This is a genomic window from Sphingomonas sp. LHG3406-1, assembly GCF_029637485.1.
GTDB lineage: Bacteria > Pseudomonadota > Alphaproteobacteria > Sphingomonadales > Sphingomonadaceae > Sphingomicrobium.
Window position 1 is genome coordinate 2086278 of the sequence record NZ_CP069128.1, and the last position, 21636, is coordinate 2107913.

At 68.3% G+C, this 21636-nt stretch carries 24 protein-coding genes; 11 read left to right on the forward strand and 13 right to left on the reverse strand.

Translation table 11 applies throughout. From position 1 onward, the window contains the following. Nucleotides 1-5 precede the first annotated feature (5 nt). Genes folD through JOY29_RS10185 form a run of 3 tightly spaced genes read left to right on the forward strand, consistent with a single transcriptional unit; the run spans nucleotide 6 to nucleotide 2151 of the window. Complete coding sequence (folD, locus tag JOY29_RS10175; protein WP_300973415.1) at nucleotides 6-899, forward strand: bifunctional methylenetetrahydrofolate dehydrogenase/methenyltetrahydrofolate cyclohydrolase FolD; 894 nt, start codon at nucleotides 6-8, stop codon at nucleotides 897-899. After that, nucleotides 896-1522 carry a hypothetical protein gene (locus JOY29_RS10180; protein WP_300973416.1) on the forward strand — a complete coding sequence of 209 codons (627 nt, stop codon included), beginning with the start codon at nucleotides 896-898 and terminating at the stop codon, nucleotides 1520-1522. The genes folD and JOY29_RS10180 overlap by 4 nt, the downstream gene beginning before the upstream one ends. Beyond that, on the forward strand, nucleotides 1519-2151 hold the full coding sequence (locus tag JOY29_RS10185; protein ID WP_300973417.1) for a MarC family protein: 633 nt from the start codon (nucleotides 1519-1521) through the stop codon (nucleotides 2149-2151). The genes JOY29_RS10180 and JOY29_RS10185 overlap by 4 nt, the downstream gene beginning before the upstream one ends. Here JOY29_RS10185 and JOY29_RS10190 read toward each other — a convergent pair whose 3' ends face one another. After that, entirely contained in the window at nucleotides 2152-3912 is a 1761-nt protein-coding gene (locus JOY29_RS10190) for an AcrB/AcrD/AcrF family protein (protein ID WP_300973418.1), read from the reverse strand. 86 nt (nucleotides 3913-3998) lie between these two features. Between JOY29_RS10190 and JOY29_RS10195 the strand changes: the two genes are divergently transcribed. Together JOY29_RS10195 and JOY29_RS10200 are read left to right on the forward strand one after the other, a co-directional pair. Then, nucleotides 3999-4409, forward strand: coding sequence for a GtrA family protein (locus tag JOY29_RS10195; RefSeq protein WP_300973420.1), 411 nt, complete (start codon nucleotides 3999-4001; stop codon nucleotides 4407-4409). Continuing rightward, entirely contained in the window at nucleotides 4409-5140 is a 732-nt protein-coding gene (locus JOY29_RS10200) for a class I SAM-dependent methyltransferase (RefSeq protein ID WP_300973421.1), read from the forward strand. Before JOY29_RS10195 ends, JOY29_RS10200 begins: the two co-directional genes overlap by 1 nt. Here the strand turns inward: JOY29_RS10200 and JOY29_RS10205 are convergent. Together JOY29_RS10205 and JOY29_RS10210 are read right to left on the reverse strand one after the other, a co-directional pair. Beyond that, the gene (locus JOY29_RS10205) at nucleotides 5062-6093 is read right to left on the reverse strand and encodes a glycosyltransferase family 2 protein (protein WP_300973422.1); all 1032 of its coding nucleotides are present in this window, start codon (nucleotides 6091-6093) and stop codon (nucleotides 5062-5064) included. The two genes, JOY29_RS10200 and JOY29_RS10205, sit on opposite strands and share 79 nt — an antisense overlap. Then, on the reverse strand, nucleotides 6090-7664 hold the full coding sequence (locus JOY29_RS10210; RefSeq protein ID WP_300973423.1) for a hypothetical protein: 1575 nt from the start codon (nucleotides 7662-7664) through the stop codon (nucleotides 6090-6092). The genes JOY29_RS10205 and JOY29_RS10210 overlap by 4 nt, the downstream gene beginning before the upstream one ends. Before the next feature lie 104 nt (nucleotides 7665-7768). Between JOY29_RS10210 and JOY29_RS10215 the strand changes: the two genes are divergently transcribed. Beyond that, complete coding sequence (locus JOY29_RS10215; protein ID WP_300973424.1) at nucleotides 7769-8365, forward strand: EF-hand domain-containing protein; 597 nt, start codon at nucleotides 7769-7771, stop codon at nucleotides 8363-8365. A gap of 65 nt (nucleotides 8366-8430) precedes the next feature. Here the strand turns inward: JOY29_RS10215 and JOY29_RS10220 are convergent, their stop codons facing one another. The 6 genes from JOY29_RS10220 to JOY29_RS10245 all read right to left on the reverse strand — a co-directional run bounded on the left by JOY29_RS10220 (nucleotide 8431) and on the right by JOY29_RS10245 (nucleotide 13575). Then, a complete protein-coding gene (locus JOY29_RS10220; RefSeq protein ID WP_300973425.1) occupies nucleotides 8431-9648 on the reverse strand; it encodes a cyclopropane-fatty-acyl-phospholipid synthase family protein in 1218 nt (405 codons plus the stop codon). Beyond that, nucleotides 9645-10511 carry an oxygenase MpaB family protein gene (locus JOY29_RS10225; RefSeq protein WP_300973426.1) on the reverse strand — a complete coding sequence of 289 codons (867 nt, stop codon included), beginning with the start codon at nucleotides 10509-10511 and terminating at the stop codon, nucleotides 9645-9647. The genes JOY29_RS10220 and JOY29_RS10225 overlap by 4 nt, the downstream gene beginning before the upstream one ends. A gap of 34 nt (nucleotides 10512-10545) precedes the next feature. Beyond that, nucleotides 10546-11304 carry a sulfite exporter TauE/SafE family protein gene (locus JOY29_RS10230; RefSeq protein ID WP_300973427.1) on the reverse strand — a complete coding sequence of 253 codons (759 nt, stop codon included), beginning with the start codon at nucleotides 11302-11304 and terminating at the stop codon, nucleotides 10546-10548. After that, nucleotides 11297-12502 carry a 23S rRNA (adenine(2503)-C(2))-methyltransferase RlmN gene (gene rlmN / locus JOY29_RS10235; protein ID WP_300973428.1) on the reverse strand — a complete coding sequence of 402 codons (1206 nt, stop codon included), beginning with the start codon at nucleotides 12500-12502 and terminating at the stop codon, nucleotides 11297-11299. The genes JOY29_RS10230 and rlmN overlap by 8 nt, the downstream gene beginning before the upstream one ends. A gap of 84 nt (nucleotides 12503-12586) precedes the next feature. Next, nucleotides 12587-13072, reverse strand: a complete 486-nt coding sequence (locus tag JOY29_RS10240) for a hypothetical protein (protein ID WP_300973429.1) — start codon at nucleotides 13070-13072, stop codon at nucleotides 12587-12589. Further along, nucleotides 13069-13575: a prepilin peptidase gene (locus JOY29_RS10245; RefSeq protein ID WP_300973430.1), complete on the reverse strand. Its 507-nt coding sequence runs from the start codon at nucleotides 13573-13575 to the stop codon at nucleotides 13069-13071. The genes JOY29_RS10240 and JOY29_RS10245 overlap by 4 nt, the downstream gene beginning before the upstream one ends. Before the next feature lie 189 nt (nucleotides 13576-13764). On the opposite strand from JOY29_RS10245, the gene JOY29_RS10250 reads away from it, so the two are divergent. The 4 genes from JOY29_RS10250 (at nucleotide 13765) to JOY29_RS10265 (ending at nucleotide 18344) form a co-directional block, all read left to right on the forward strand. Beyond that, nucleotides 13765-15138 carry a glycosyl transferase family protein gene (locus tag JOY29_RS10250; RefSeq protein ID WP_300973431.1) on the forward strand — a complete coding sequence of 458 codons (1374 nt, stop codon included), beginning with the start codon at nucleotides 13765-13767 and terminating at the stop codon, nucleotides 15136-15138. Continuing rightward, nucleotides 15135-16145, forward strand: coding sequence for a hypothetical protein (locus JOY29_RS10255; RefSeq protein ID WP_300973432.1), 1011 nt, complete (start codon nucleotides 15135-15137; stop codon nucleotides 16143-16145). Before JOY29_RS10250 ends, JOY29_RS10255 begins: the two co-directional genes overlap by 4 nt. Continuing rightward, a complete protein-coding gene (locus JOY29_RS10260; RefSeq protein ID WP_300973433.1) occupies nucleotides 16142-16387 on the forward strand; it encodes a hypothetical protein in 246 nt (81 codons plus the stop codon). Before JOY29_RS10255 ends, JOY29_RS10260 begins: the two co-directional genes overlap by 4 nt. Before the next feature lie 187 nt (nucleotides 16388-16574). Then, the gene (locus JOY29_RS10265; protein WP_300973435.1) at nucleotides 16575-18344 is read left to right on the forward strand and encodes a long-chain fatty acid--CoA ligase; all 1770 of its coding nucleotides are present in this window, start codon (nucleotides 16575-16577) and stop codon (nucleotides 18342-18344) included. Nucleotides 18345-18377: 33 nt separating this feature from the next. Here JOY29_RS10265 and JOY29_RS10270 read toward each other — a convergent pair whose 3' ends face one another. The 3 genes from JOY29_RS10270 to JOY29_RS10280 all read right to left on the reverse strand — a co-directional run bounded on the left by JOY29_RS10270 (nucleotide 18378) and on the right by JOY29_RS10280 (nucleotide 20008). After that, a complete protein-coding gene (locus JOY29_RS10270; protein WP_300973436.1) occupies nucleotides 18378-18803 on the reverse strand; it encodes a DUF6491 family protein in 426 nt (141 codons plus the stop codon). A 72-nt stretch (nucleotides 18804-18875) separates the two neighbouring features. Continuing rightward, nucleotides 18876-19625 carry a hydroxyacylglutathione hydrolase gene (gene gloB / locus JOY29_RS10275; RefSeq protein ID WP_367280016.1) on the reverse strand — a complete coding sequence of 250 codons (750 nt, stop codon included), beginning with the start codon at nucleotides 19623-19625 and terminating at the stop codon, nucleotides 18876-18878. Next, on the reverse strand, nucleotides 19592-20008 hold the full coding sequence (locus tag JOY29_RS10280) for a VOC family protein (protein WP_300973437.1): 417 nt from the start codon (nucleotides 20006-20008) through the stop codon (nucleotides 19592-19594). The genes gloB and JOY29_RS10280 overlap by 34 nt, the downstream gene beginning before the upstream one ends. Nucleotides 20009-20117: 109 nt before the next feature. On the opposite strand from JOY29_RS10280, the gene JOY29_RS10285 reads away from it, so the two are divergent. Continuing rightward, nucleotides 20118-20864: an SIMPL domain-containing protein gene (locus JOY29_RS10285; RefSeq protein WP_300973438.1), complete on the forward strand. Its 747-nt coding sequence runs from the start codon at nucleotides 20118-20120 to the stop codon at nucleotides 20862-20864. On the opposite strand, the gene JOY29_RS10290 is transcribed toward JOY29_RS10285, so the two are convergent. Beyond that, entirely contained in the window at nucleotides 20861-21610 is a 750-nt protein-coding gene (locus tag JOY29_RS10290) for an alpha/beta hydrolase (RefSeq protein WP_300973439.1), read from the reverse strand. The two genes, JOY29_RS10285 and JOY29_RS10290, sit on opposite strands and share 4 nt — an antisense overlap. Nucleotides 21611-21636: the final 26 nt, after the last annotated feature.

A 21636-nucleotide genomic window follows, 5' to 3' on the forward strand; every position in this document is an offset into this window, starting at 1 on the left:
GGCCGGTGCCGGCGCGACGGATCGACGGCAAGGCAGCCGCGGCGGCGCTGCGGGAGCGGGTCGGACACCTCGCCTCCTTCTTCTCGGCGTCGACCGGCCGCCCGGCAGGGCTCGCGACCGTGCTGGTCGGCGAGGATCCGGCGAGCGAGGTCTACATCCGCTCCAAGCGAGCGGCGACCGCCGAAGCAGGAATGGAGAGCGTCCACCATGCGCTGTCCGCCGACACGTCGGAGGCCGAGCTGCTTGCGCTGGTCGAGCGCCTCAACGCCGATCCGGCGGTGGACGGCATCCTCGTCCAGCTTCCCCTGCCGGGCCACATGGACTCGGCGCGGGTGATCGCTGCCATCGATCCCGACAAGGATGTCGACGGCTTCCATGTGGTGAACGCAGGCCGGCTGGCGGTCGGCGACCCTGCGGCGCTGGTGCCCTGCACGCCCCTGGGCTGTCTCCACCTGCTCAAGGCCGAGCTTGGCGACCTGTCCGGCAGGCATGCGGTGGTGATCGGCCGGTCCAATATCGTCGGCAAGCCGATGGCGATGCTCCTGCTGGGCGAAAGCTGCACGGTGACCATCGCCCATAGCCGGACCCGCGACCTGCCGGCGCTGTGCCGCGAGGCGGACATCCTCGTCGCGGCGGTCGGCCGGCCGGAGATGGTCAGGGGCGAGTGGGTCAAGCCGGGTGCTACTGTCATCGACGTCGGCATCAACCGGGTGCCGGGTGTCGAGCCGGGCAAGAGCCGGCTGGTCGGCGACGTCGCCTTCGCCGAGGCCGAGCAGGTGGCGGGCGCGATCACGCCGGTGCCGGGCGGGGTCGGGCCGATGACCATCGCCATGCTGCTTCGCAACACCCTGGTCGCCGCGCATCGCCGCGCCGGCCTTGCCGCTCCGGAGGGACTGTGATCCTCGCCCTGCTTCTTGCCGCTGCGACGCCGGCCACTGCCGTTGATGCCGAAAGGGCTTTCGCCGAAGATGCCCGCAAACTCGGCCAATGGACTGCTTTCCGCAAATGGGCGGTGTCCGATGCGGTGATGTGGACCCCTCAGGCGGTGTGGGCGCAGGACTTCTTCAAGGATCGCAAGGATCCCGCGACCGCGGTGCGCTGGTGGCCCTCGCACAGCTGGCAGTCGTGCGACCGCCGCACTGCCGTCAATGTCGGCCCGTGGCAGCTGCCAGGCGCGACCGGCCGCTTCATCACCTTGTGGATGCGCCAGCCGGGCGGCGAGTGGCGCTGGTCGGCAGACGGGCAGCTTGCGCCGGCCAAGTCATTCGCGGTGCCGAAGCAGCCGGCGGTGCGAATCGCTTCCTGTGCCAATCCGCGCCTGCGCGCCTCGCGGGTCGCCGCCGCCTACGGCAATCCGGTCAATCGCACGGCATCGCCGGGTGACAGCGGCTACGGCCGCTCCGCCGACGGCACCCTCCTGTTCAACTGGACCGTGGCGGCAGACGGCATTCGCCGGACCCGCGTCCAGTTGTGGACCGGCCGCCGGTTCGCCCTCGTGCACGACGAGGTGACGCGGCCGTGATCGAGCTGTTCACCTCGGCCTTCATCACGCTTGCCGTCATCATCGATCCGCCGGGCTGCGCACCGATCTTCGCCGGCCTGACCAAGGGCGCCGACGCCGCGCATCGCCGGGCGATGGCGATCCGCTCGGCGCTGGTCGCCTGGTGCATCCTGACCTTCTTCGCCCTGCTCGGAGAGCCGCTGCTGCGGACGCTCGGAATCAGCCTGTCTGCCTTCCGCCTTGCGGGCGGCATCATGCTGTTCATGATCGCGCTCGACATGGTGTTCGAGAAGCGTACGGAACGGCGGGAGGAACGGGCGAGGGAGATCGAGGGCACCCCGGAAGCCGACGATATCTCGGTCTTCCCCATGGCCATTCCGATGATCGCCGGGCCGGGATCGATCGCGTCGATCATGCTGCTCTCGGCACGCGCCGACGGAACGCTGTCCCAGCTGATCGTGCTTGGCGCCATGTCGGCGGTGATCCTGCTCACGCTATTCGCCCTCCTGCTCGCCGGGCCGCTGATGCGGCTGATCGGGGCGAAGCTGGAGGCGATGATCACGCGGATCCTAGGGGTCATCCTCGCGGCGCTGGCGGTCCAGTTCGTGCTCGACGGGCTGGAGCGCAGCCTGCCCGGCCTTGCCGGCTAGTTACTCCACCACCCGCCACATCTTGAGCGGGCTGTCCTTGCCGAGGTCGATCGGCTGGAGCCAGGGGAAGGTCGCGCCGCGCTCGAGCTGGGCGTAGAAGCCCTTGGGCGAACGGGCGCGGAAGATGGTCGCCTGGTTCATGTGCGGGCAGATCAGCAGATAGTCGGAGCGATGCTTGGCGATCAGCGTGCGCGCCTGCTCGGGAGAGCCGTGAAAGGCGTTCATGCTGTCGGCGATGGCCTGGCCGTTGCGGTGATAGGGGCCGCCGAGCGCATCGTGCTTGGTGACCGCGATCAGTCGAGGGCCGAGGTCGATGAAGGTGAAGACACTGCCCTTGGGTTGCTTCGCGACAGGCCGCATCGCCCACAGGGTCGGGCACAGGCGGTTGGCGCGGTTGTTGAGCTTCTGCGCTTCGGTCTGCTTCTTCTGCGCTTCGGGAAAGAAGGAGATGGCGAGCGGTGCCGCGCCACCGCTTGCCGCGAGGACAAGGGCGCTGGAGCCGAGCACCACGACCAGGCTGTTCTTCGCATTCCACAGGCGCGGCAGGAGGGTGGCGGTGAGCGCGGCGCAGCCAACGACGCCCAGCAACTGGCTGGCCGGTCCGGCGCGGGTCTGCCAGAAGAGCAGGGCGAAGGCGGTGGCGGCGATCACCGCGACCGACAGGATGCGGCGCAGGCGCTCGCCATCACCGCGGTTGAGCCAGGCGAGCCAGATCCAGCCGATGAGTCCGACGGCCGGGAGCGAGGCGATCGTCACACCGGTGCGCCAGGCATGTTCGTAGATGGGCTTCGCCTCGCGCACGTTGCTGAGCCACAGACGCTCGACTTCGGGCGAAACGCCTTCGAGGCGCGACAGGCATTGCGGCCAGGCGAAGGTGTGAAAGGCGGCGACGACCAGTCCGGCGGCGGCGGCCAGGGCGAGGCGTGTGGTCCACCGTTCCGGGCTCTTCCAGGCGAGCAGGGTGAGCAATGCGCCGCCGACCAGTGCGTCCGACAGCCAGACGGGCGACAGGGCATCGCAGACGGGGGCGCGATTGGCGTAGCTGGCAAAGAGGAGATAGCCGGCCGCACAGCCGCCGGCGATGCTGACGGCATAAGCCAGCAGCCGTTCCCGCTCTCTACCGTCGGTGACCCACATCAGCACCTGCGCGGCTCCGGCGAGGGCGAGATAGATGAGCATCTCGAGCCCGATCGACAGGCTGACGGCACTGGCGATCCCGGTCGTCAGGCCACCGCGGCGACGGTCGGGATCGGCGAGGCCGGCGATCACCAGGCTCAGCATTGCCAGCTGCCAGCCATGATGATCGATGCGGGTCGGCATGAACATGCCGTTGGTCGAGCCGGCGAAGTAGAGGGCGACGAAGGCGGCGACGAAGGCGGACGGGCTGATCAGGCGGCGCGCAGTCAGCGCGATGCCGGTCAGCAGCACGACGTAGGGCAGCATCGGCGCCACGGCGACGGCCATTCGCTCGGCGTCGGCGCCGCTCATGAAGGACCGTCCGAGCAGGATCAGGCCGGCGATCGGCAGATCGACGATGCGGCTCCAGTGGATGTTGGCGCCGCCGAAGGCCGGATCGAAACGATATTGCCTGAGGTCGAACCAATCCTGGCCTCCGAGCCAGGCCCTGACCTGCGCCAGCCGGAGATTGTCGTCGGTGTCGCCGAGCGCGAAGCCCTGGATCCCGGACCAGCGCTGCCAGGTGAAGACGGCGCAGGCGACCAGCCACATGGCCACCACCACCAGGCGCCAGTGCCGTTCCATCCAACCCAGCAAACGCTCCGGCACCGGCGATCCTCGTCCAAACCTCTCGTTGCCGCTCTAGGCGCTCGTCGCTAGAGGGCAAGGGGATGGCTTCCGCCCCTTCCCCCGTCGCCTCCCGCCGCGAACTGCTCGGCCAGCTGATCCGCTTCGGGCTGGTCGGCCTCGGATCGACCCTGCTCTACGCCGCGGTCTACTGGCCGCTCGCCACTTTTGTCATGTGGCCGGTGCTGGCGGTGGTGATCGCCTTTGCGGTGGCGGTCACGGTCGGTTTCTTCCTCCACAGCCGGTGGAGCTTCAGGGGCCACGAAAAGGACGAGGATGCGAAGACCAAGGCGCAGTTCCTCGCCGTCCAGACCGCCGGCATGCTGATGAATGCCGCTTTCACCTGGATTGCGGTGGACCTCATGCAGGGGCCGACCTGGTGGCCGCTGGTGCCGGCGGTGCTGATCACGCCCTTCCTGACGTTCGCGCTCAATCGCTGGTGGGTGTTCCGCTGATGGAACGGCAAGTCTACGACCGCATGGCCGAACTGGACCAGCGCCACTGGTGGTACCGGGCGCGGCGCATGGTACTGGCCTCGCTGATTGCGCGAGTGGTCAAGCCGCCGCGCAACGCCCGCATCCTCGAGGTCGGCTGCGGTACCGGGCACAATCTCGCCATGCTTGACCAATTCGGGTCGGTCGAGGCGATCGAGGTGGATCCCGCGGCGCGCGCGTTCGCCGAGGAGCGGCTCGGCCGGCCGGTCGGCTCGGCGCCCCTGCCCGAGCTTTCCGGGGTTCCGGACAGGACGTTCGACATGATCGGATCGTTCGACGTCATCGAGCATATCGAGGATGATCGTGCGGCGCTGGCGGGCATCGCGCGCTGCCTCAAGCCCGGTGGCAAGTTCGTGATGACGGTGCCGGCCCACCAGTGGATGTGGTCCGCGCACGACGTGGTGAACCATCACCACCGGCGCTATTCCAAGGCCGGGCTGACCGCCCTGTTCGCCGGTTCACCGCTCCGGCTGGAAGGCGTCGGCTATCTCAACAGCCTGCTGTTCCCCGTAGCCGTCGCAGCGCGGGCGGCGGGAAGGCTGACCGGCAAGGACGATGGTGACGACACGCTTCCGCCGGCGCCGCTCAACGCCGCGCTGGAGAAGGTGTTCGCTCAGGAAGCGCGGCTGATCGGCAGGGTGCCGCTGCCGCCCGGACTGTCGCTCTGGGCGGTGGCTTCCTCGGGCACCTGACCGAGGCCCTTGCGGGGGCTTCGGGCCTGCCCGGCGATGTCCTGCACGATGTAGAGCGGGCGGTTCTTGGCCTGGCTGTAGAGGCGGCCGATATATTCACCCATCATCGCCAGCACGAACATCTGCACCGCGCCGAGCACGACCACCACCAGCATCAGCGACGTCCAGCCCTGGATGTTCTGGCCGGTGACGAAAGCGTAGAGGATGTAGAGGATGATCAGCAGCGAACCGACGCTGAGCAGCAGGCCGAAGTGGCTGGCGAGCTTCAGCGGGGCGGAGCTGAAACCGGTCAGCGCATCGAGCGCGAAGCGGATCATCTTGGACAGGGGATATTTGGTCTCGCCGGCCGCCCGCTCGGCCCGGTCGTAGAGGAAGGGCGTCTGCCTGAAGCCGATCCAGGCGACCATGCCGCGGACGAAGCGGGCCTGCTCGGGCATCGCCAGCAGCACGTCGAGCGCGCGGCGGCTCATCAGCCGGAAGTCGCCGGCGTCGAGCGGGATGTCGATCTCGGTGGCGCTGGACAGCAGGCGGTAGAAGGCGTGGGCGGTGGCGCGCTTGAAGTGGGTTTCGCCGGCGCGGCTCCGGCGCACGCCATAAACGACGTCCGCGCCTTGCGACCGCATCACCTCGAGCATCGGGGCGAGTAGTTCGGGCGGGTCCTGGAGGTCGGCGTCGACGATCAGGATGGTCTTGCCGCGGGCGAGGTCGAGGCCGGCGGTGAGCGCGAGCTGGTGCCCGTGATTGCGCGACAGGTTGACGCAGGTGAGATGCGGGTCGCGCGCGCTCAGTTCCTGCATGATCGGCCAGGTGCGGTCGCGCGAACCGTCGTTGACCAGGATGATCTCGTAATCGTCGCCGAAGGAAGTCCGCGCCGCGCCGGTCAGCCGCTCGTGCAGCAGGCCGACGCACTCCTCCTCGTTGAAGCAGGGGACGACGATCGAAAGGCCGGTCATGGCACCGGATTAGCGGCTTGCGGGCGGATCCGGTAGAGGGCCGATCCGTCGGCCAGTCCCCACACCTTCTGCATGCCCGCGACGGTGGCGGGATCATAGGGCGGCGGGTTGATCAGCCAGACGTAATCGAAACCCTCGCGCGGGAAGTTCTTCAGCATCCAGCTGACCGGACGGGCGAAGCGGGCTGGGCAGAGATCACCGACCACGAGGTTGGACGGATCATATTTCCATGCGCCCGCCGCCTCGTTGGTGACGTTCAGCAGCTTCGCGCCCTCGACATTCCAATGGTCGTTGGAAAAGCCGAGCCTGCGCACCACGACCATGCCGCCGAGGTGGGCGTTGCGCCACATCGGCCAAGTCGAGTCCTTGCTGCAGCCGAGGCCGACGAAGCTCACCACGCGCGCTCCGACCGGCAGGCGGTCGAGGGCGGTCAGCTGGCGATCATATTCGTCGCTGGCGAGCTTGAGGCTCCAGGTCACGCTGGCGGTGCGGGCGAGGAGGAAGGCGAGCGCCAGGCTGGCGAGCACCCAGCCGACCTTCTCGTCGGTGTCGCGGCGGAAGCGGATGGCAAGCAGGGCCATGGCCAGCACGAAGGGCATCAGCCGCATGTCGGCGTAGGCGGAGCCGAAGATGATCCGCGGCAGCATGGCGAAGGTGACCGCCAGCACGAGGGCGGTGAAGGTCAGCATGCGCGACAGGGTCAGGCGCGGGTAGATGACGGCAAAGCCGAACACCACGATCGGGATGAAGAAGCTCAGCCGGTCCCATTGCATCCAGCGGTCTCGCAGCACGGTGCGCAGCGAGAACATCTTGTTGGTCCAGTTGAACCAGTCGGCGGTCTGGCCGCCCGCGCCCTCGCGCCAGGCGAGCATCAGCAGCAGCGGCACGGCAAGGATCAGGCCCTGGCCCACCGCGCGGATGATGGCGCGCCACCAGCTGCGGCCGTCGTCATGGGCGCGGACGACCTCGGCCGAAAAGGCGAGCAGTCCGAGCAGGCCCCAGCCAAAGGCGTGGCACAGCCAGATGACGATGCTGATCGGCACGAACAGGGCGGCACGCAGGCCATAGCGCCCAAGGCGGCCGAGGCGGAGCCAGAGGCCGAAGGCGACCATCGCCAGCGCGACGCTCAGCGAATAGTTGACGAAGCCGAACAGGAAGTGGTGACCGTAGACGAACGGCAGGGCAAACATGACCGTCGGCGGGAGGCGGTGATGGACCTCTCGCGCGACCCACAGCATGCCGGCCGTGGTGATCATTGGAATGACAATGACGATGAGCTTCACCGCCGGCTCGAGCCCGAACAGCCTGGCCAGTGGATAAACGGCGAGGTCGACGCCGAGATTGCCCATCACGCCCCACTGGAACTCATAGGCGCTGGCGAGGCTCGGCGCGTCGCCGTCGAGCATGACGCGATAACGACCCATGTGCCCGAGCAGGTCGACCAGTGGCGGAACCGGCGGGTAGAGCAGGGGCACCGCCGACAGCAGCACCATCAGCACGACGAAGGTGCGCGTCTCCCACCAGGGGCGGGGCGTTCCGGGCGGTGCGGGGGGCGCGGCAGGAGGGATCATGGTCGGGGTCGAGCCCCTTGCACCTTGCGATCCACCTGTCACCCCCGGTTCAGCTATTCGCTGTTAGAACTCATCAATCACAACAGGGCGAGTGGAGGCAATCCATGAAGACAATTCTCTTGGTGAGTGGCCTTTTGGCGGCTGCGACCGCGGCGGGCGCGCAGGTTGCGCCGACCGCGCCGGTGGCGCCGCGCGACGGCATCCAGACCCGCAACGAGGTGGTCGAGCGGACCCGCGCCATGTTTGCGCGCGTCGATGCCGATCGCGACGGCTTCATCACCGCCGCCGAGGGCCAGGCGCTGCGCGGCAAGGCCCGCGCCAATCGCCAGGCGAAGCGCGCCGATCCGGCCCGCGCCCAGGCGATGTTCGAGCGGCTCGACGCCAATCGCGACAACATGATCAGCCGCGACGAATGGGCGCAGGCGCAGGCCGTCCGCGGCCAGCAGCGTGCGGCGCGCGCCGGCCAGGCCCGCGGCCGGATGGACGGCCAGCGCATGGCGATGCGCGGCCGCATGGGCGGTGCGATGCTTCGCCAGGCCGATGCCAATCGCGACCAGCGCATCTCGCTGGCGGAGGCCGAAGCGGCGGCGCTGCAGCGCTTCGACCGCGCCGACCTGAACCGCGATGGTCGGGTCACGCAGGACGAGCGGCAGCAGCTTCGCCAGCAGCGCCAGCAGCAGCGGGCCGCGCCGGCCCGCTAAGCGGTCCCAAGGTCAGGAGAAGGGCTCGGCAGGGACGACCTGCCGAGCCCTTCTTTCGTAGACGATCAGCCGGCGAGCATAGCCCGGTAGCGCTGCTCCGCCTCGACCATATAGTCGCGGGTGATCGGAAGGGCGCGGCGGTCACGCACATATTGCACCTGGAAGTTGTTCATGGCGCCATTCTCGAAGGCGACGGCGCCGGCAGCGAGATAATATTCCCACATGCGGAAGAAGCGTTCGTCGTAGAGTGCGACGATCTCCGCCCGATGCGCATGGCAGTTCGCCAGCCAGTGGCGCAGCGTGTAGGCATAGTGGAGCCGAAGCGTCTCGACGTCGGTGGCGATCAGCCGCACCTCCTCGCTGGCGGCCATCATCTGGCTGAGGCTCGGCAGGTGGTAGCCGGGGAAGATCCACTTGTCGGTGAACGGGTCAGGCTTCCCGGCCTTGCCATATTTGCCGATGGTGTGGAGCAGCATGACCCCATCGTCGGTGAGAAGCTCGCGGCACTTCGCGAAGAACTCGCCATAGTGGGCGGCGCCGACATGCTCGAACATGCCGACCGAGACGATCCGGTCGAAGCGGCCGGCGAGGGCGCGATAGTCGACCAGCTCGAACCGGACCTGGTCGGCGACCCCGGCCTCTTCCGCCCGTTGCCGCGCGACGCGGAGCTGTTCTTCCGACAGGGTGACGCCGAGCACTTCCACGCCAGCCAGGCGGTTGAGGGTGAGCGCCATGCCGCCCCAGCCGCAGCCGATGTCGAGCACGCGCTGGCCGGGTCGGAGATCGAGCTTGGCGGCGATATGCGCCTTCTTGTCCGCTTGCGCGCCGGCGAGGCCACGAGCGGTATCATGGAAGTAGGCGCAGCTATACTGCAGGTCCGGATCGAGGAAGAGCCGATAGAGCCGCTCGTCGAGGTCGTAATGGTGGGCGACGTTGCGGCGCGCGGCGGTCGCGTCATTGCGGCGCGGGAGCAGCGACTTGATGAAGCCAAGTTGTTTCTTGAGCCGTCCCTTGTGGCCGCCGTCCTCGAAGCGGTTGGCGCCGATGACGAGGCTCAGGAGATTGATCAGGCTGCCCTGGTCGAGTGTCAGCCGGCCTTCCATGTAGAGTTCGCCGAACGCCAGCCGCGGGTTGCGGAGGAGCGCGAGCAGCGCGCCCTTGTCGTGGATTCGCGCAACGATCTCCGGTGCGCCGGTGCCGACCGAGGAGCGCTGACCGTCGGGCAGGACCAGTGTCAGGGAGCCGCCGTCGATCCGGTCTCCGAGCAAGCGCTGGAGTATCATGCCTCCTTCTTGCGGGGAGCCAGCGCCCAGCGCAAGGTGGAGGCGAGTCCGAAGGTCGCGGCGCGGGTGGTCGGCCGCGTGATGCCGCTTCCGCGAAGGCCGTGGAGACGGCGGACCTCGGGCGGCAGGAGGTCGACGGCCGAGCGCATCAGCAGGCGCTGCACGGGCAGCAGGCGAAGCTGCTCGGTGGGCGCGTTCAGGATGATGTCGCGGACGGTCCGGCTGCGCTCGTCGGCGCTGAGTTCGAGCAGGAAGTCGCGGGCGAGGAGGTCCGCCTCGGCCTCGCTGCGCGGGACCGGATCGGCGCCGAGCTTCTCGGCGATGATCGCCACTTCGCGCCAGTAGGTGTCGCGGTCCTGCTGGCTCATGCGCGGCTCGACGAAGCGGCGATAGCCGGCGAGGAACATGGCCGAGCCGGCGATATGGACGAAGGTCAGCAGCCGCGGATCGTTCGCATCATAGGGCGCCCCGTCCGCCAGCGTGCCGTTCACATGGTCGTGGATGCGGCGCACCCTTGCGATGGCTGCCTCCGCTTCCTGCCGCGCTCCATAGGTGGTGACGGCGATGAAGCGGGCGGTATTGCGCAGCCGCCCGTGCATGTTGCGCTGGAAGTCGCTGTGGTCCCACACGCCGGCCAGTGCCTTGGGATGGAGCATCTGCCAGAGCAGGGCAGCCACGCCGCCGACCATCATTCCGGCGACGTCGGCATGGACTCGCCAGGCCACGCCGCCCTTCGGGCAGAGCGAGTCCGCGGCCGGGACGATCGGCTGCTGTCCCTTGGTGCCGTCGTTGAAGAAGCCGACCACGCCGCGCGCGATGGCGAGGCGGAGCTGCTCGGCAGGAGAGGATGGGGGTGCAGCCACTGTCTTCCAACGGCCGACCGGGCGGCCTGCTCCCTCAGCCATAGGCGCGCACGAAGAAGACGATGGTCGTTGCGCCACTGACCAGCAGGGTCCAGGCTCGAACGGCCTGGGTCGGCAACCTTTTGCCCCAGTGCGCGCCAAGCCATCCGCCAAGGATCGCGCCCGCAGTCATGGCGAGAAAGGCTGGCCACACCACCAGTCCGGCAGCGATGAAGACCAGCGCCGCCGCCGCATTGGCCACCGCCAGCATCAGCGTGCGGGGCGCGAACAGGCTGCGCGGATCGCGTCCCGCGAGCAGGCCATAGGTGGCCGTCATCATCAGCCCGACACCGCCACCGAAATAGCCGCCATAGACGCCGAGCAGGCCTTGCGCGCCTAGCAGGGTTCCCGGGCCGATGTGGACCCGTGCCGCAAGCCAGCCCGCCGCCCGCTGTCCAAGCAGGAGGACCAGGAATGCATAGAGCACCAGCCAGGGGATGATCAGGTCGAAGGTGCGGGTGGGTGTCCATACCAGCAGCAGGCTGCCGACCAGCCCCCCGGCGAACGTGACCATCGCCAGCGATCGCCATCCGACCGGGCCGACCGGGCCGAGCTCGTCACGGAGGGTCCAGGCGCTCGCCGCCGCGCCGGGGAGGAGGGCGACATTTGACGACGCGTTCGCTACGTTGGCGGGAAGGCCGATGGCGAGCAACGCCGGCAGGGTGGCGAAGGTGCCTCCGCCAGCCAGGGCATTCATCGCGCCGCCGACCAGTCCGGCCGCGGCAACCAGCGCCAGCAGCGCCAGCTCAGCCAAGCGCCTTCAGCTTTTCCTCAGCCTGGCGATCGAGTTCGGCCCGGCTGCGCTTCTCCGCCGCCGTCTTGAGCTGGCCGCAGGCGGCATCGATGTCGCGGCCGCGCGGGGTTCGGACGGGCGCCGAGATTCCGCCCTCGAACACGATGTTCGAAAAGGAGCGGATCCGCTCGGGGGTCGAGCATTCATAGTCGGCGCCGGGCCAGGGGTTGAACGGGATCAGGTTGACCTTGGCCGGCAAGCGATAGTGGCGGATCAGCCGGACCAGCTCGCGCGCATGCTCGTCGCTGTCATTCTTGTCCTTGAGCATGACATATTCGAACGTGATGCGGCGGGCATTGTTGGCGCCGGGATAGTCGGCGCAGGCCTGCAGCAGCTCCTCGATGCCGTATTTGCGGTTCAGAGGCACGATCTCGTCCCGGATCTCCTTCGTCACCGCATGAAGCGACACGGCGAGATTGACCCCGATCTCCTCTCCGCACTTCTCCATCATCGGCACCACGCCGGAGGTCGAAAGCGTGATCCGGCGCTTGGAGAGGCCGAGCCCGTCACCGTCCATGACGATCTTCAGCGCGTCGCGCACATTGTCGAAATTGTAGAGCGGCTCGCCCATGCCCATCATGACGATGTTGGTGAGCATCCGGCCTTCCGGCTGGCTCGGCCATTCGCCCAGCGAATCCCGGGCGAGCATGACCTGGCCGACGATCTCGTGGATCTCGAGATTGCGCACGAGACGCATGGTGCCGGTGTGGCAGAAGCGGCAATTGAGGGTGCAGCCGACCTGGCTCGACACGCACAGGGTGCCGCGGTCGGCGTCGGGAATGAACACCATCTCGAAATCGTGCGCGTCGTGGGTGCGGAGCAGCCACTTGCGAGTGCCGTCCGAAGAGACCTGCGCTTCGACCACTTCAGGACGTGAGATCCGGAAGCGTTCGATCAGCCACGGCTGCTGCGCCTTGGCGATGTCGGTCATCAGCGCAAAGTCGGTGACGCCGCGATTGTAGATCCAGTGCCACAACTGCTTGGAACGGAGCTTGGCCTGACGCGCGTCCATGCCGGCTGCTTCCAGCGCGGTGCGGATCTGGTCACGGGGAAGGCCGATCAGCTCGACTCGACCGTCGGCGCTCGACGCAGTCGGGCGCGGGACGGGCACGGGATCGACCGGGCCGGGGATCGGCATCAGGGAGGTATCGGCGCTCATGGGAGAGCGGCCATGTAGCGAGTCTGGCGGAATTTTCCAGTGGCGCGCGCGGTTGGCTGGTCGGCCGCGCAAGCCATGGCAGGCTCAGGCGCAGGCAAGTGCAGCCGCATCGATGGCGGTCGGAGCACCGGCGAGGAGATAGCGGTCGCTGATCCGCCCGCCGATACCCCGCGCGCGGACCCGCATCTCTCCATTGCGGCGGACAGCAGCGATGATCGCCTGCTCCTGCGCCGGGCCACTGCTCCAGGCGCTGATGCCACGGGTGACGAGGAGGAAGCTGGCACCGCCGATCGTCAGCACCGCCGAGGCGTCGGCCGCGACCGGTCGGGCAAAGAGGAAGTGCAGCTGCCCGCGGCGCTGCCCGTCGCGGCTGAAAGCGAAGGCGGCGCGGGCCTGCGGACGCCCGGGCAAGGCGACCAGCTCGCTCCGCCCCACCGCTTCGCATTTCCCGCCGGGCCGCTCCAGCGCTGCCCAATAGGTGCCGGCGTGAAGCAGGCGCTGGGCGGGAGCGGCGGCTGGCGCGGCGGCAAGCGCGAGCAGGAGCGCGGCCCGGCCGACGGCCGCGATCATCCTGCAGCCCGAGCCGCCGCCATCAGCTGCATCGAGGCGATGATCGCGCCGGCGGCGATCGCGATGCCGTAGGGGATGCCGGACTTCGGCTGCAGCACTTTGATCCGCGAGCGGATCGCCTCGGGCCAAGGCATGACACGCATGGCGATGATCAGCACGGCAAGGACGCCGCCCGCGAGGGCGGTCCAGACGACCAGCCGCAGGGCCCCGCCGAGATCGAACCAGAGGACGGTCGCGGCGAACAGTTTGACGTCGCCCCCGCCGAGGATCCCGCGTCCGAACAGGAATGTGCCGATCGCGAGGGACAGGATGAAGGCGACGCCATTCTCCCACAGGTTGAGCGTCGGCCCGGCGATCACCGCCGCCACGATCCCAAGCAGCAGGACGGCCGCGGACAGATAGTTGCTGATCTTCAACATGACCGCATCCTGCAGAGCGGACAGCACCAGCAAGGCGATAAGGGTCCAGAACAGCCATTCCGGCACCAGCGTCGGCAAGTTCACGTCGATGTCCCCCTCAGACTCCAGCCGCCAGCGATGGCCTGCCGCGCGTCCTCACGCAAGCCGGGTTGCGCTGGAGCGTTGACCGTGAGAAGATGCCCCTGCTCGGATAACCAGCGCTGGGGGGCGCGTGGACCGGGCGAAATACTTCAACTCACGGCTTTTTCTCGCGGTTCTTCCGAGTCGCATGCGATGAGCCTTCAGAATGTCCTCGCCGAGGCCGCCGCCGAGCTGGCGCTGTTCGCGGCGCTCGGCTTCCTGCTCTTCTCGCTCGACGACTTGGCGGTGGACGCCATCTTCTTCGTGCGGCGGGTGTGGCGGGCGGTGACCGTCTACCGCCATCATCCGCATGCCGACGCCCGCTCGCTGGTCGAAGGTGCGCCGAGCGGCTGGATGGTGGTGCTCATCCCGGCCTGGGACGAAGCGTCGGTGATCGGCGCCATGCTGCGCGCTGCCCTGAAGCGCTTCGATCATCCCGACTACACCCTGCTCGTGGGTTATTACCGCAACGATCCCGCCACCCGCTTTGCGATCGAGGACGTCCCCGATCCGCGGGTGATGGCAGTGGAGGTGCCGGTCGACGGCCCGACCACCAAGGCCGATTGCCTCAATCACCTCTACTCCTTCCTCGTTCGCCACGAAGCCGCGAGCGGACGGCGGGCGCGGGCGGTCGTCCTGCATGATGCCGAGGATCTGGTGCATCCGCTCGAGCTTCGCTTGTTCGACCGGCTGGTCGGCCGCGCCGGCGTGGTCCAGTTGCCGGTCGTACCACTGCCCGATCGCGCAAGCCCCTGGATCGGCGGTCATTACTGCGACGAGTTCGCCGAAAGCCACGGAAAGGAACTGGTCGTGCGCGAGGCAGTGGGCGCGGCCATCCCGCTCGCCGGGGTAGGCTGCGCCATCGCCCGCGAGGCCATCGCCAGGCTCGCCGCAGCCCATGACGGTCGGCCGTTCGCCGGCGGGTCGATGACCGAAGATTACGAAATGGGGCTACGGCTCGGCGCGCTCGGCGAGCGGACCATCTTCGTTCGCCTGCCAGCCAGTTCGGGCGAGCCGGGTGCCGTTGCCAGTCGCGGTCACTTCCCGGGTACGCTCGGCGCCGCCGTCCGGCAGAAGGCGCGCTGGCTGGGCGGCATCGCCTTTGCCGGCTGGGACCGGCTCGGCTGGCGCGGTGGCCTTGGCGAACGCTGGTTCCGGCTGCGCGACCGGCGCGGTCCGCTCGCCGCCCTGCTCCTCCTATCCGGCTATGTGGCGGCAGCGCTGTGGGGGCAATTGTGGTTTGCCGCGCAGCTCGGCGCGCCCTTGCCGCCGCAGCCCTCGCCGCTGCTCGCCACCCTTCTTCAGGTCAACTTCTTCCTCCTGCTGTGGAGAATGCTTATGCGGATCACCTTCACAACGCGTCTCTACGGCTTCGGCGAGGGGCTCGCCTCGGTCCCGCGGGTCGTCGCCGGCAACCTCATCGCCATCCTCGCCGCAGGGCGCGCCCTGTTCCTGCACGCGGGCGGTGGGCCGAAGACGTGGGACAAGACCGCACACACCTTTCCGGCCGAGGCGGCGCGGTCATGAGCGCCCCGCTCCGCTTCCTCGGTGTCGCGGTGCTGGCCTATGTCGGCCTGCGCACGGCCAGCAGCGCGCTGGCGCTGCAGCCCATTCCGAGCCTCAACCAGCACTCCGCCGCGCCGCCCCCCGGCGACGTGGCGGCCGCCGCTTCGATGCTTCCGCCGGGGATCCCGGCCGACATGGGTCCGCTGGCAGCGGCCCATTATGGCGCGGCGCCCTACGACGCCATGCCATACGGCTATGCCATGGCCGGCGCTTACCCGCCGCAGGCGTATGCCATGCCCTATGCGGCGATGTCGGGGATGATGTCCGGTCCGCGCGAGGCACGGCCCTTTTACTATCCCGTGCCTTATCCCGCGCCGACCGCGCCGGCTGCGCCGGCCGCGGCGGTGGCGGCCGTCAACGCGGAAGGGGCGTCGGCGGGCGGAACGCTGGCCGCCTACGAGGGAGCGGTGCCGCCGATCGACCAATGGCCGGCGATCGGCACCGCCGGCCCTTATTCACTCGGCGACATCCAGCGAACCCCCAGCTGGGGCAAGGATGCACCCGACGACGGTGCGCTGGAAGCGGCCCGGCCGCGCCGCCTGTCGGTGGATGCCTGGGCGCTGCTTCGCCCGCCACGCGAAGGCGTTTACGTCAACAACGATCCCGGACGCGGGCTCAATCCGGGTCTCGCTTCGGCTGGAGCGCTCGGCGGCAGCCAGGCCGGCATGCGGATCAGTTGGCGCCCGATCGAAAGCCTCGGCGTCCACCTCCGCGCCTCGACCGCCCTCCTGCCGCAGGGCCGGAGCGGGCAGGCGATGGCCGGCGGCGAAGGAGCGCTCGGGGTCAGCTGGAAGCCGCTTCGCCAGGTGCCCGTGCGCATCGTCGCCGAGCGGCGGCAGCGGCTCGGACCCGACTCGGTGGTGGCCGCAACGCCTTCGCCTTCCTTGCCGAGGGCGGAGTCTATGATCAGCCACTGCCCTTCGGGCTTCGGCTCGACGGCTATGCGCAAAGTGGCATGGTGGGAATGAAGAGCCGCGACCTGTTTGCCGATGGCGGTTTCGCCGCCACCTACCCGGTCATGTCGCGCCTGTCGTTCGGGGCCGGCCTGTGGGGCGGCGTGCAGCCCGGGCTCTACCGCCTCGATGCCGGTCCACGGCTGAGCTACGACCTTCGGCGCGGCCTGCGGGCCCATGTCGATTACCGGTTTCGCATGATCGGCAATGCCGACCCGGTAAGCGGTCCGGCGCTGACCCTGGCGGCAGGTTTCTGAGCGCGATCTAAACGGCCGGCCCACCCCAAGCCGCCGGCCGAGCGAGGCCCCTTCTTCCTCCCCAGTGGAGGGGGCCTCCACCTCTTCCACCATGGCACTCGCCATGGCTCTGTCGTGCCTTTGCGCGGCGCGGCCGACTGTCCTAAAGACGCCTCCCTTGACGGGGTGGAGGCAAGAAGAAGCGACCATGCGCAAGGGCACCAGGCTCGAACATTTTCCCAATCTCGTCGCCATGTTCCTCGACCGGGTCGGTCAGCGCGGGGACGCGCCATTCCTGTGGGCCAAGCGCGACGGTCAGTGGCAGTCGATCAGTTACAACGAGGCCGCCCGGCAGGTCGCTGCGCTGTCGCAGAGCCTGATCGACCTCGGCTGCAAGCCTGGCGATCGGGTGATGCTGGTCAGCGAGAACCGGCCGGAGTGGCTGATCGCCGACCTCGCCATCATGGCCGCCGGCTGCGTGACCGTGCCGACCTACACCACCAACACGACCCGCGATCACACGCACATCCTGACCAACTCCGGCGCAAGGACGGTGATCGTCTCGACCCAGAAGCTGGCCAAGACGCTGGTGCCGGCAGTGCTGTTCGCCTCCGACTGCCACGACGTGATCGGCATGGAGGACATCCGCACCGGACAGCCGGTGAACGGCGCCAAGTTCCACCACTGGGCGGAGCTGGTTGCCAACGGCGGGACCCTGGAGGCAGTGAAGGAGCGGATCGCGGGCATCGGTCGCGACCATCTCGCCTGCCTCATCTACACCAGTGGCACCGGCGGCGCGCCGCGCGGAGTCCGCCAGCATCATGGCGCCATCCTCCACAATGTCGCCGCGTGCCTCGACGTCATCGCGAACGACTTCGGCTGGGACGACGAGATTTTCCTCTCCTTCCTCCCCGCCAGCCACGCTTATGAGCATAGCGGCGGGCAGATGTTCCCGATCGGGCTCGGCGGGCAGATCTATTATGCCGAAAGCCTGGAGAAGCTCGCCGCCAACATCGAGGAGGTTCGCCCGACCCTGATGGTGGTCGTGCCCCGCCTGTTCGAGATGCTCCGCCAGCGCATGCTGAAGACCATCGAGAAGCAGGGCGGGCTCGGCCAGAAGCTGCTCGACCGGGCGCTGCAGATCGGAAAGGAGCGCTACGAGAAGGGCTCGATCCCGATCAAGGACTGGCCGGCGGATCTTGCGATCAAGCTGCTGCTCAAGCGAAAGGTGCAGCAGAAGTTCGGCGGCCGGATCAAGGCGATGGTCTCTGGCGGCGCGCCGCTCAATCCCGATGTCGGCCTCTTCTTCCATTCGCTCGGCCTGACCATGCTGCAGGGCTACGGCCAGACCGAGGCGGCGCCGGTGATCAGCTGCAACCGGCCGAAGAACGGCATTCGCATGGAAAGCGTCGGCCCGCCCCTGCTCGACGTCGAGGTCAGGTTCGCCGAGGATGGCGAGCTGCTGGTGCGTGGCGAGCTCGTCATGCACGGCTACTGGAACAACGAGGAAGAAACGGCGCGCGTCCTCAAGGACGGCTGGCTGCATACCGGCGACGTCGGCCATTTCGACGAGGCCGGGCGGATCGTCATCACCGACCGCAAGAAGGACCTGATCGTCAACGACAAGGGCGACAACGTGTCGCCCCAGCGGGTCGAGGGCATGCTGACCCTGCAGCCGGAGATCGCGCAGGCGATGGTCTATGGCGATCGCCGCCCGCACCTCGTTGCCCTGCTGGTGCCTGAGCCCGAACTGATCAACGAGTGCAAGCGCGACGACGCGGCGATCCGGGCGCGGCTGCAGAAGGCGGTGGACCGAGTCAACGCCGAGCTGAGCGTCATCGAAAAGGTGCGCCGCTTCACCCTCGCCGACGAGGGCTTCACCGTCGACAATGAGCAGATGACGCCGAGCATGAAGATCCGGCGCCATGTGCTGAAGCAGGCCTATGGCGAGCGGCTGGATGCGCTCTACGGCAAATAGGAGCGCCGCCCCGGTCAGGGCGGGGTGCGAGGATCAGCGCCGACGCGGTCCCGTATAGGGCACGAAATCGCCGAGGCTGCAGCTGCCGACGATGAAGCCGGTCGAAGTATCGACGACCTGCGCGATCTCGCCGCGGCAAAGCTGGCTTCCGGTCTGGCGCGTCACCAGCGCGGTGCCCGGCCGGCCAAGGCCGCTGCATGGACCATTGACGTCGTTGCGCCAGACCCGGTTCGCGCCATCGCGGAACAGGATCGTACTCTCGTCGATGATCGTCATGTCCTGGTTGCGGAAGGTTGGCAGGCAACTTTGCGGCCGTCCGACGACCCGACCGTCGAGCCAGCGGGACAGTTCCTGCTGCGCCGCGGCGGACCGCGCCGGCGGCTGGCCATTGGTGGCGCAGGAGGCGAGCGTCCCGGCGGCAGCCAGGGTAGCGAGAGAAGCGATGGTGAGGCGGCGCATGGACGTCATCCTTGATGCTCAGGCAAACGGGTCGAAGACGGTAACGCTTCGGCCAGCTTGCTGTCTCCAGGCTTAACGGAAGCTGTCCTTCGCGGCACGCAGGCGTGCGAACTCGGCGACATCGGCAGCGCGCAGGAAGAGGTTGCTCTTCCTTTCCTCGCCGATGGTGGTCGGGAGGGTAGGGCGGCCCGCTTCGCGCAGCGCGGTGACCTCCGCCAGCCGCCGCTCGATCTCACGGTCGCCGGGCGCCTCGGCCGCGAGGAAGCGGAAGTTGGAAAGCGTATATTCGTGCGCCGGATAGGCGATGGTCTCGTCGGGCAGCGTCGCCAGGCGCTGGAGCGATCCGTGCATCTGCTCGGGACTGCCTCCGAACAGCCGACCGCAACCGCCGGCGAACAGGGTGTCGCCGGGGAAGACATGCCCAGGCAGCACAAAGGCGATGTGGCCGAGCGTGTGGCCGGGCACCGCCCAAACGTCCGCGTCACGGCTTCCGACCGTCACCCGGTCGCCATCGGCGAGGCCGTGATCGAGCCCGGCGAAGCGCTCGCGCTCCGCTTCCGGACCCCACACGCTGGCACCGGTGGCGGCGACGATTGCCGGAATGCCGGCGGTATGGTCGGGATGCCAGTGGGTGATCAGCACCTGGTCGATCGTCCAGCCATGCTCCGCCGCGCCTTGCAGCGCCGCCGCCCCGTCGCCCGGATCGATCACCGCCGTATGCCCGGCGACCTCGTCGTGAAGCAGCCAGATGTAATTGTCGGTGAGCGCGGGGACGGCGGCGACCTGCATCACCAGACGCCCGTGTTCGGCATCGACGCCCACGGCTCGGCGGGAGCTTGGGCGCCACCCTTGTTGAGCAGTTCGATCGAGATATTGTCGGGAGTGCGGACGAAGGCCATGCGGCCTTCGCGCGGCGGGCGGTTGATGGTCACGCCGGCGTCCATCAGCCGCTGGCAGGTCTCGTACACATCGTCCACCTCATAGGCGAGGTGCCCGAAGTTGCGTCCGCCATCATAGTCCTCGGGGTCCCAATTATGGGTCAGCTCGACTTCGCCGCCCTGGTCGCCCGGCACTCCGAGGAAGATAAGCGTGTAGCGACCCGCCTCATTGGTAATCCGTCGGCGCTCCTCGAGGCCGAGCAGTTGAAAGAATGCAACAGTGCGTTCCGGATCGGCAACGCGCAGCATGCTGTGCAGGAATCTCACTGGCTCATAACTCCATTCATCGCTAATTAAGCACGGTTCGTCGGCGTATCGTAACCGGCAATGGTGTCCGGTGATCGCCCAAGGTGACGACGAACCGAGAGACTTCAAGATGGACAGCCAATTGGTGAGCAATCGCGTCGCCCTGCTTGGCGCGGTGGGGATCTTTGCGCTCGGCCTGACCACGAGCGGCTATGCCCTCGGCGACGGACTTCGCCGCTACAAGCTGGCGGAACCGCGCACGGTGACGGTGCGCGGCGTGTCCGAGCGCAACGTCACGGCTGACCTTGCAACCTGGTCGATCGGCTTCGCTCATAGCGGAACCGAGCTCGCCGACGTCGAGCAGTCCGTCGACGCGCAGGCCCGTGCCGTCCGTGCCTTCTTCATCGGAGCCGGGTTCAAGCCGGCCGACATCACGGACGTCGATGTCTCGCTTCGCCGCGAGCAGCCGACTGGCCGCGACGGCGAGCCGGTCGGACCGGAAAAGCTGACCGTCAGCCGGTCGATCCAGCTGAGGACCGAGGACGTGATGCGAACCCGCGACGCTTATGCCCGGCAGGCCGAGTTGCTCCGCGCCGGGGTCGAACTGTCCAGCAGCAGCGCCAGCTACAGCTTCACCAGGCTCAACGACCTCAAGCCGGAGATGATCGCGGAAGCCAATCGCAATGCCCGCCGCAGCGCCCAGCAGTTTGCGAGCGACAGCGGAGTCGCGGTCGGCAAGATGAAGACTGCGAGCCAGGGCTATTTCTCTGTCGGCGCGCGCGACGGCGAGGAATGCGACGACTGCGGGTCGTCGGGCGGCAGCTCTCCCTTCCAGAAGGTGCGGGTCGTAACCACCATCGACTACGACCTCGGCTAGGCCCGGGCGGAGGGTGGCACCAGATCGAGGACGGTCCGCTCGAGCAGGGTAAGCTCGTTCGGGGCGGACAGGCGGTGGGTGCCGCCCTTCACGATGGCGAGCTGGACGTCGGTCGAGGCGAGTGCGTCCTTGAGCCGCATCGCGATCTCGACTGGCACTTCCGCATCGGCGTCCCCGTGCAGCAGCCGGACCGGGCCGTAAACGTCGATCGGCCGGTCGAGGAGCTTCAGCCGCTCGCCCGACTGCCAGAAGGAGAAGGTCGTCAGTTCCGCCTCGCCGCCATAGGGATTGTCGCGGCGCAATTCGCCGTTGGCGGCAAGCGTCGCCTTGTCGGCTTCCCCATAGCCCCAGTCGGTGAAATCCGGTGCGGCGGCGATGCCGACGAGGGCCGCGACCCGCGCGCCCAGCCGTTCGGCGAGGTGGAGCATGATCCAGCCGCCCATCGAGGAGCCGACGAGGATGAGGGGATTGTCGTCAAGGTGGGCGACCGCTTCCGCCTCCTCCAGCCAGCAGTCGAGCGTGCCCTCGGCGAAGCGGCCGCTCGACTCGCCCGTGCCGCTATAGTCGAAGCGGAGCATGCCGAGCCCGTGCCGCTCGGCAAGGGCATCCAGCGCCAGCGCCTTGGACCCCATCATGTCGGAGGCATAGCCGGGCAGGAACAGGATGGTCGGCGCTGCGCCGGCCGGGCGGCGCTGGCGCACGGCGATGCGGCGCTCGCCGGAAAGCGCAAGGAAGGACGGGCTCATGATCCGTTCGTAGCGGCCTGGCGGCC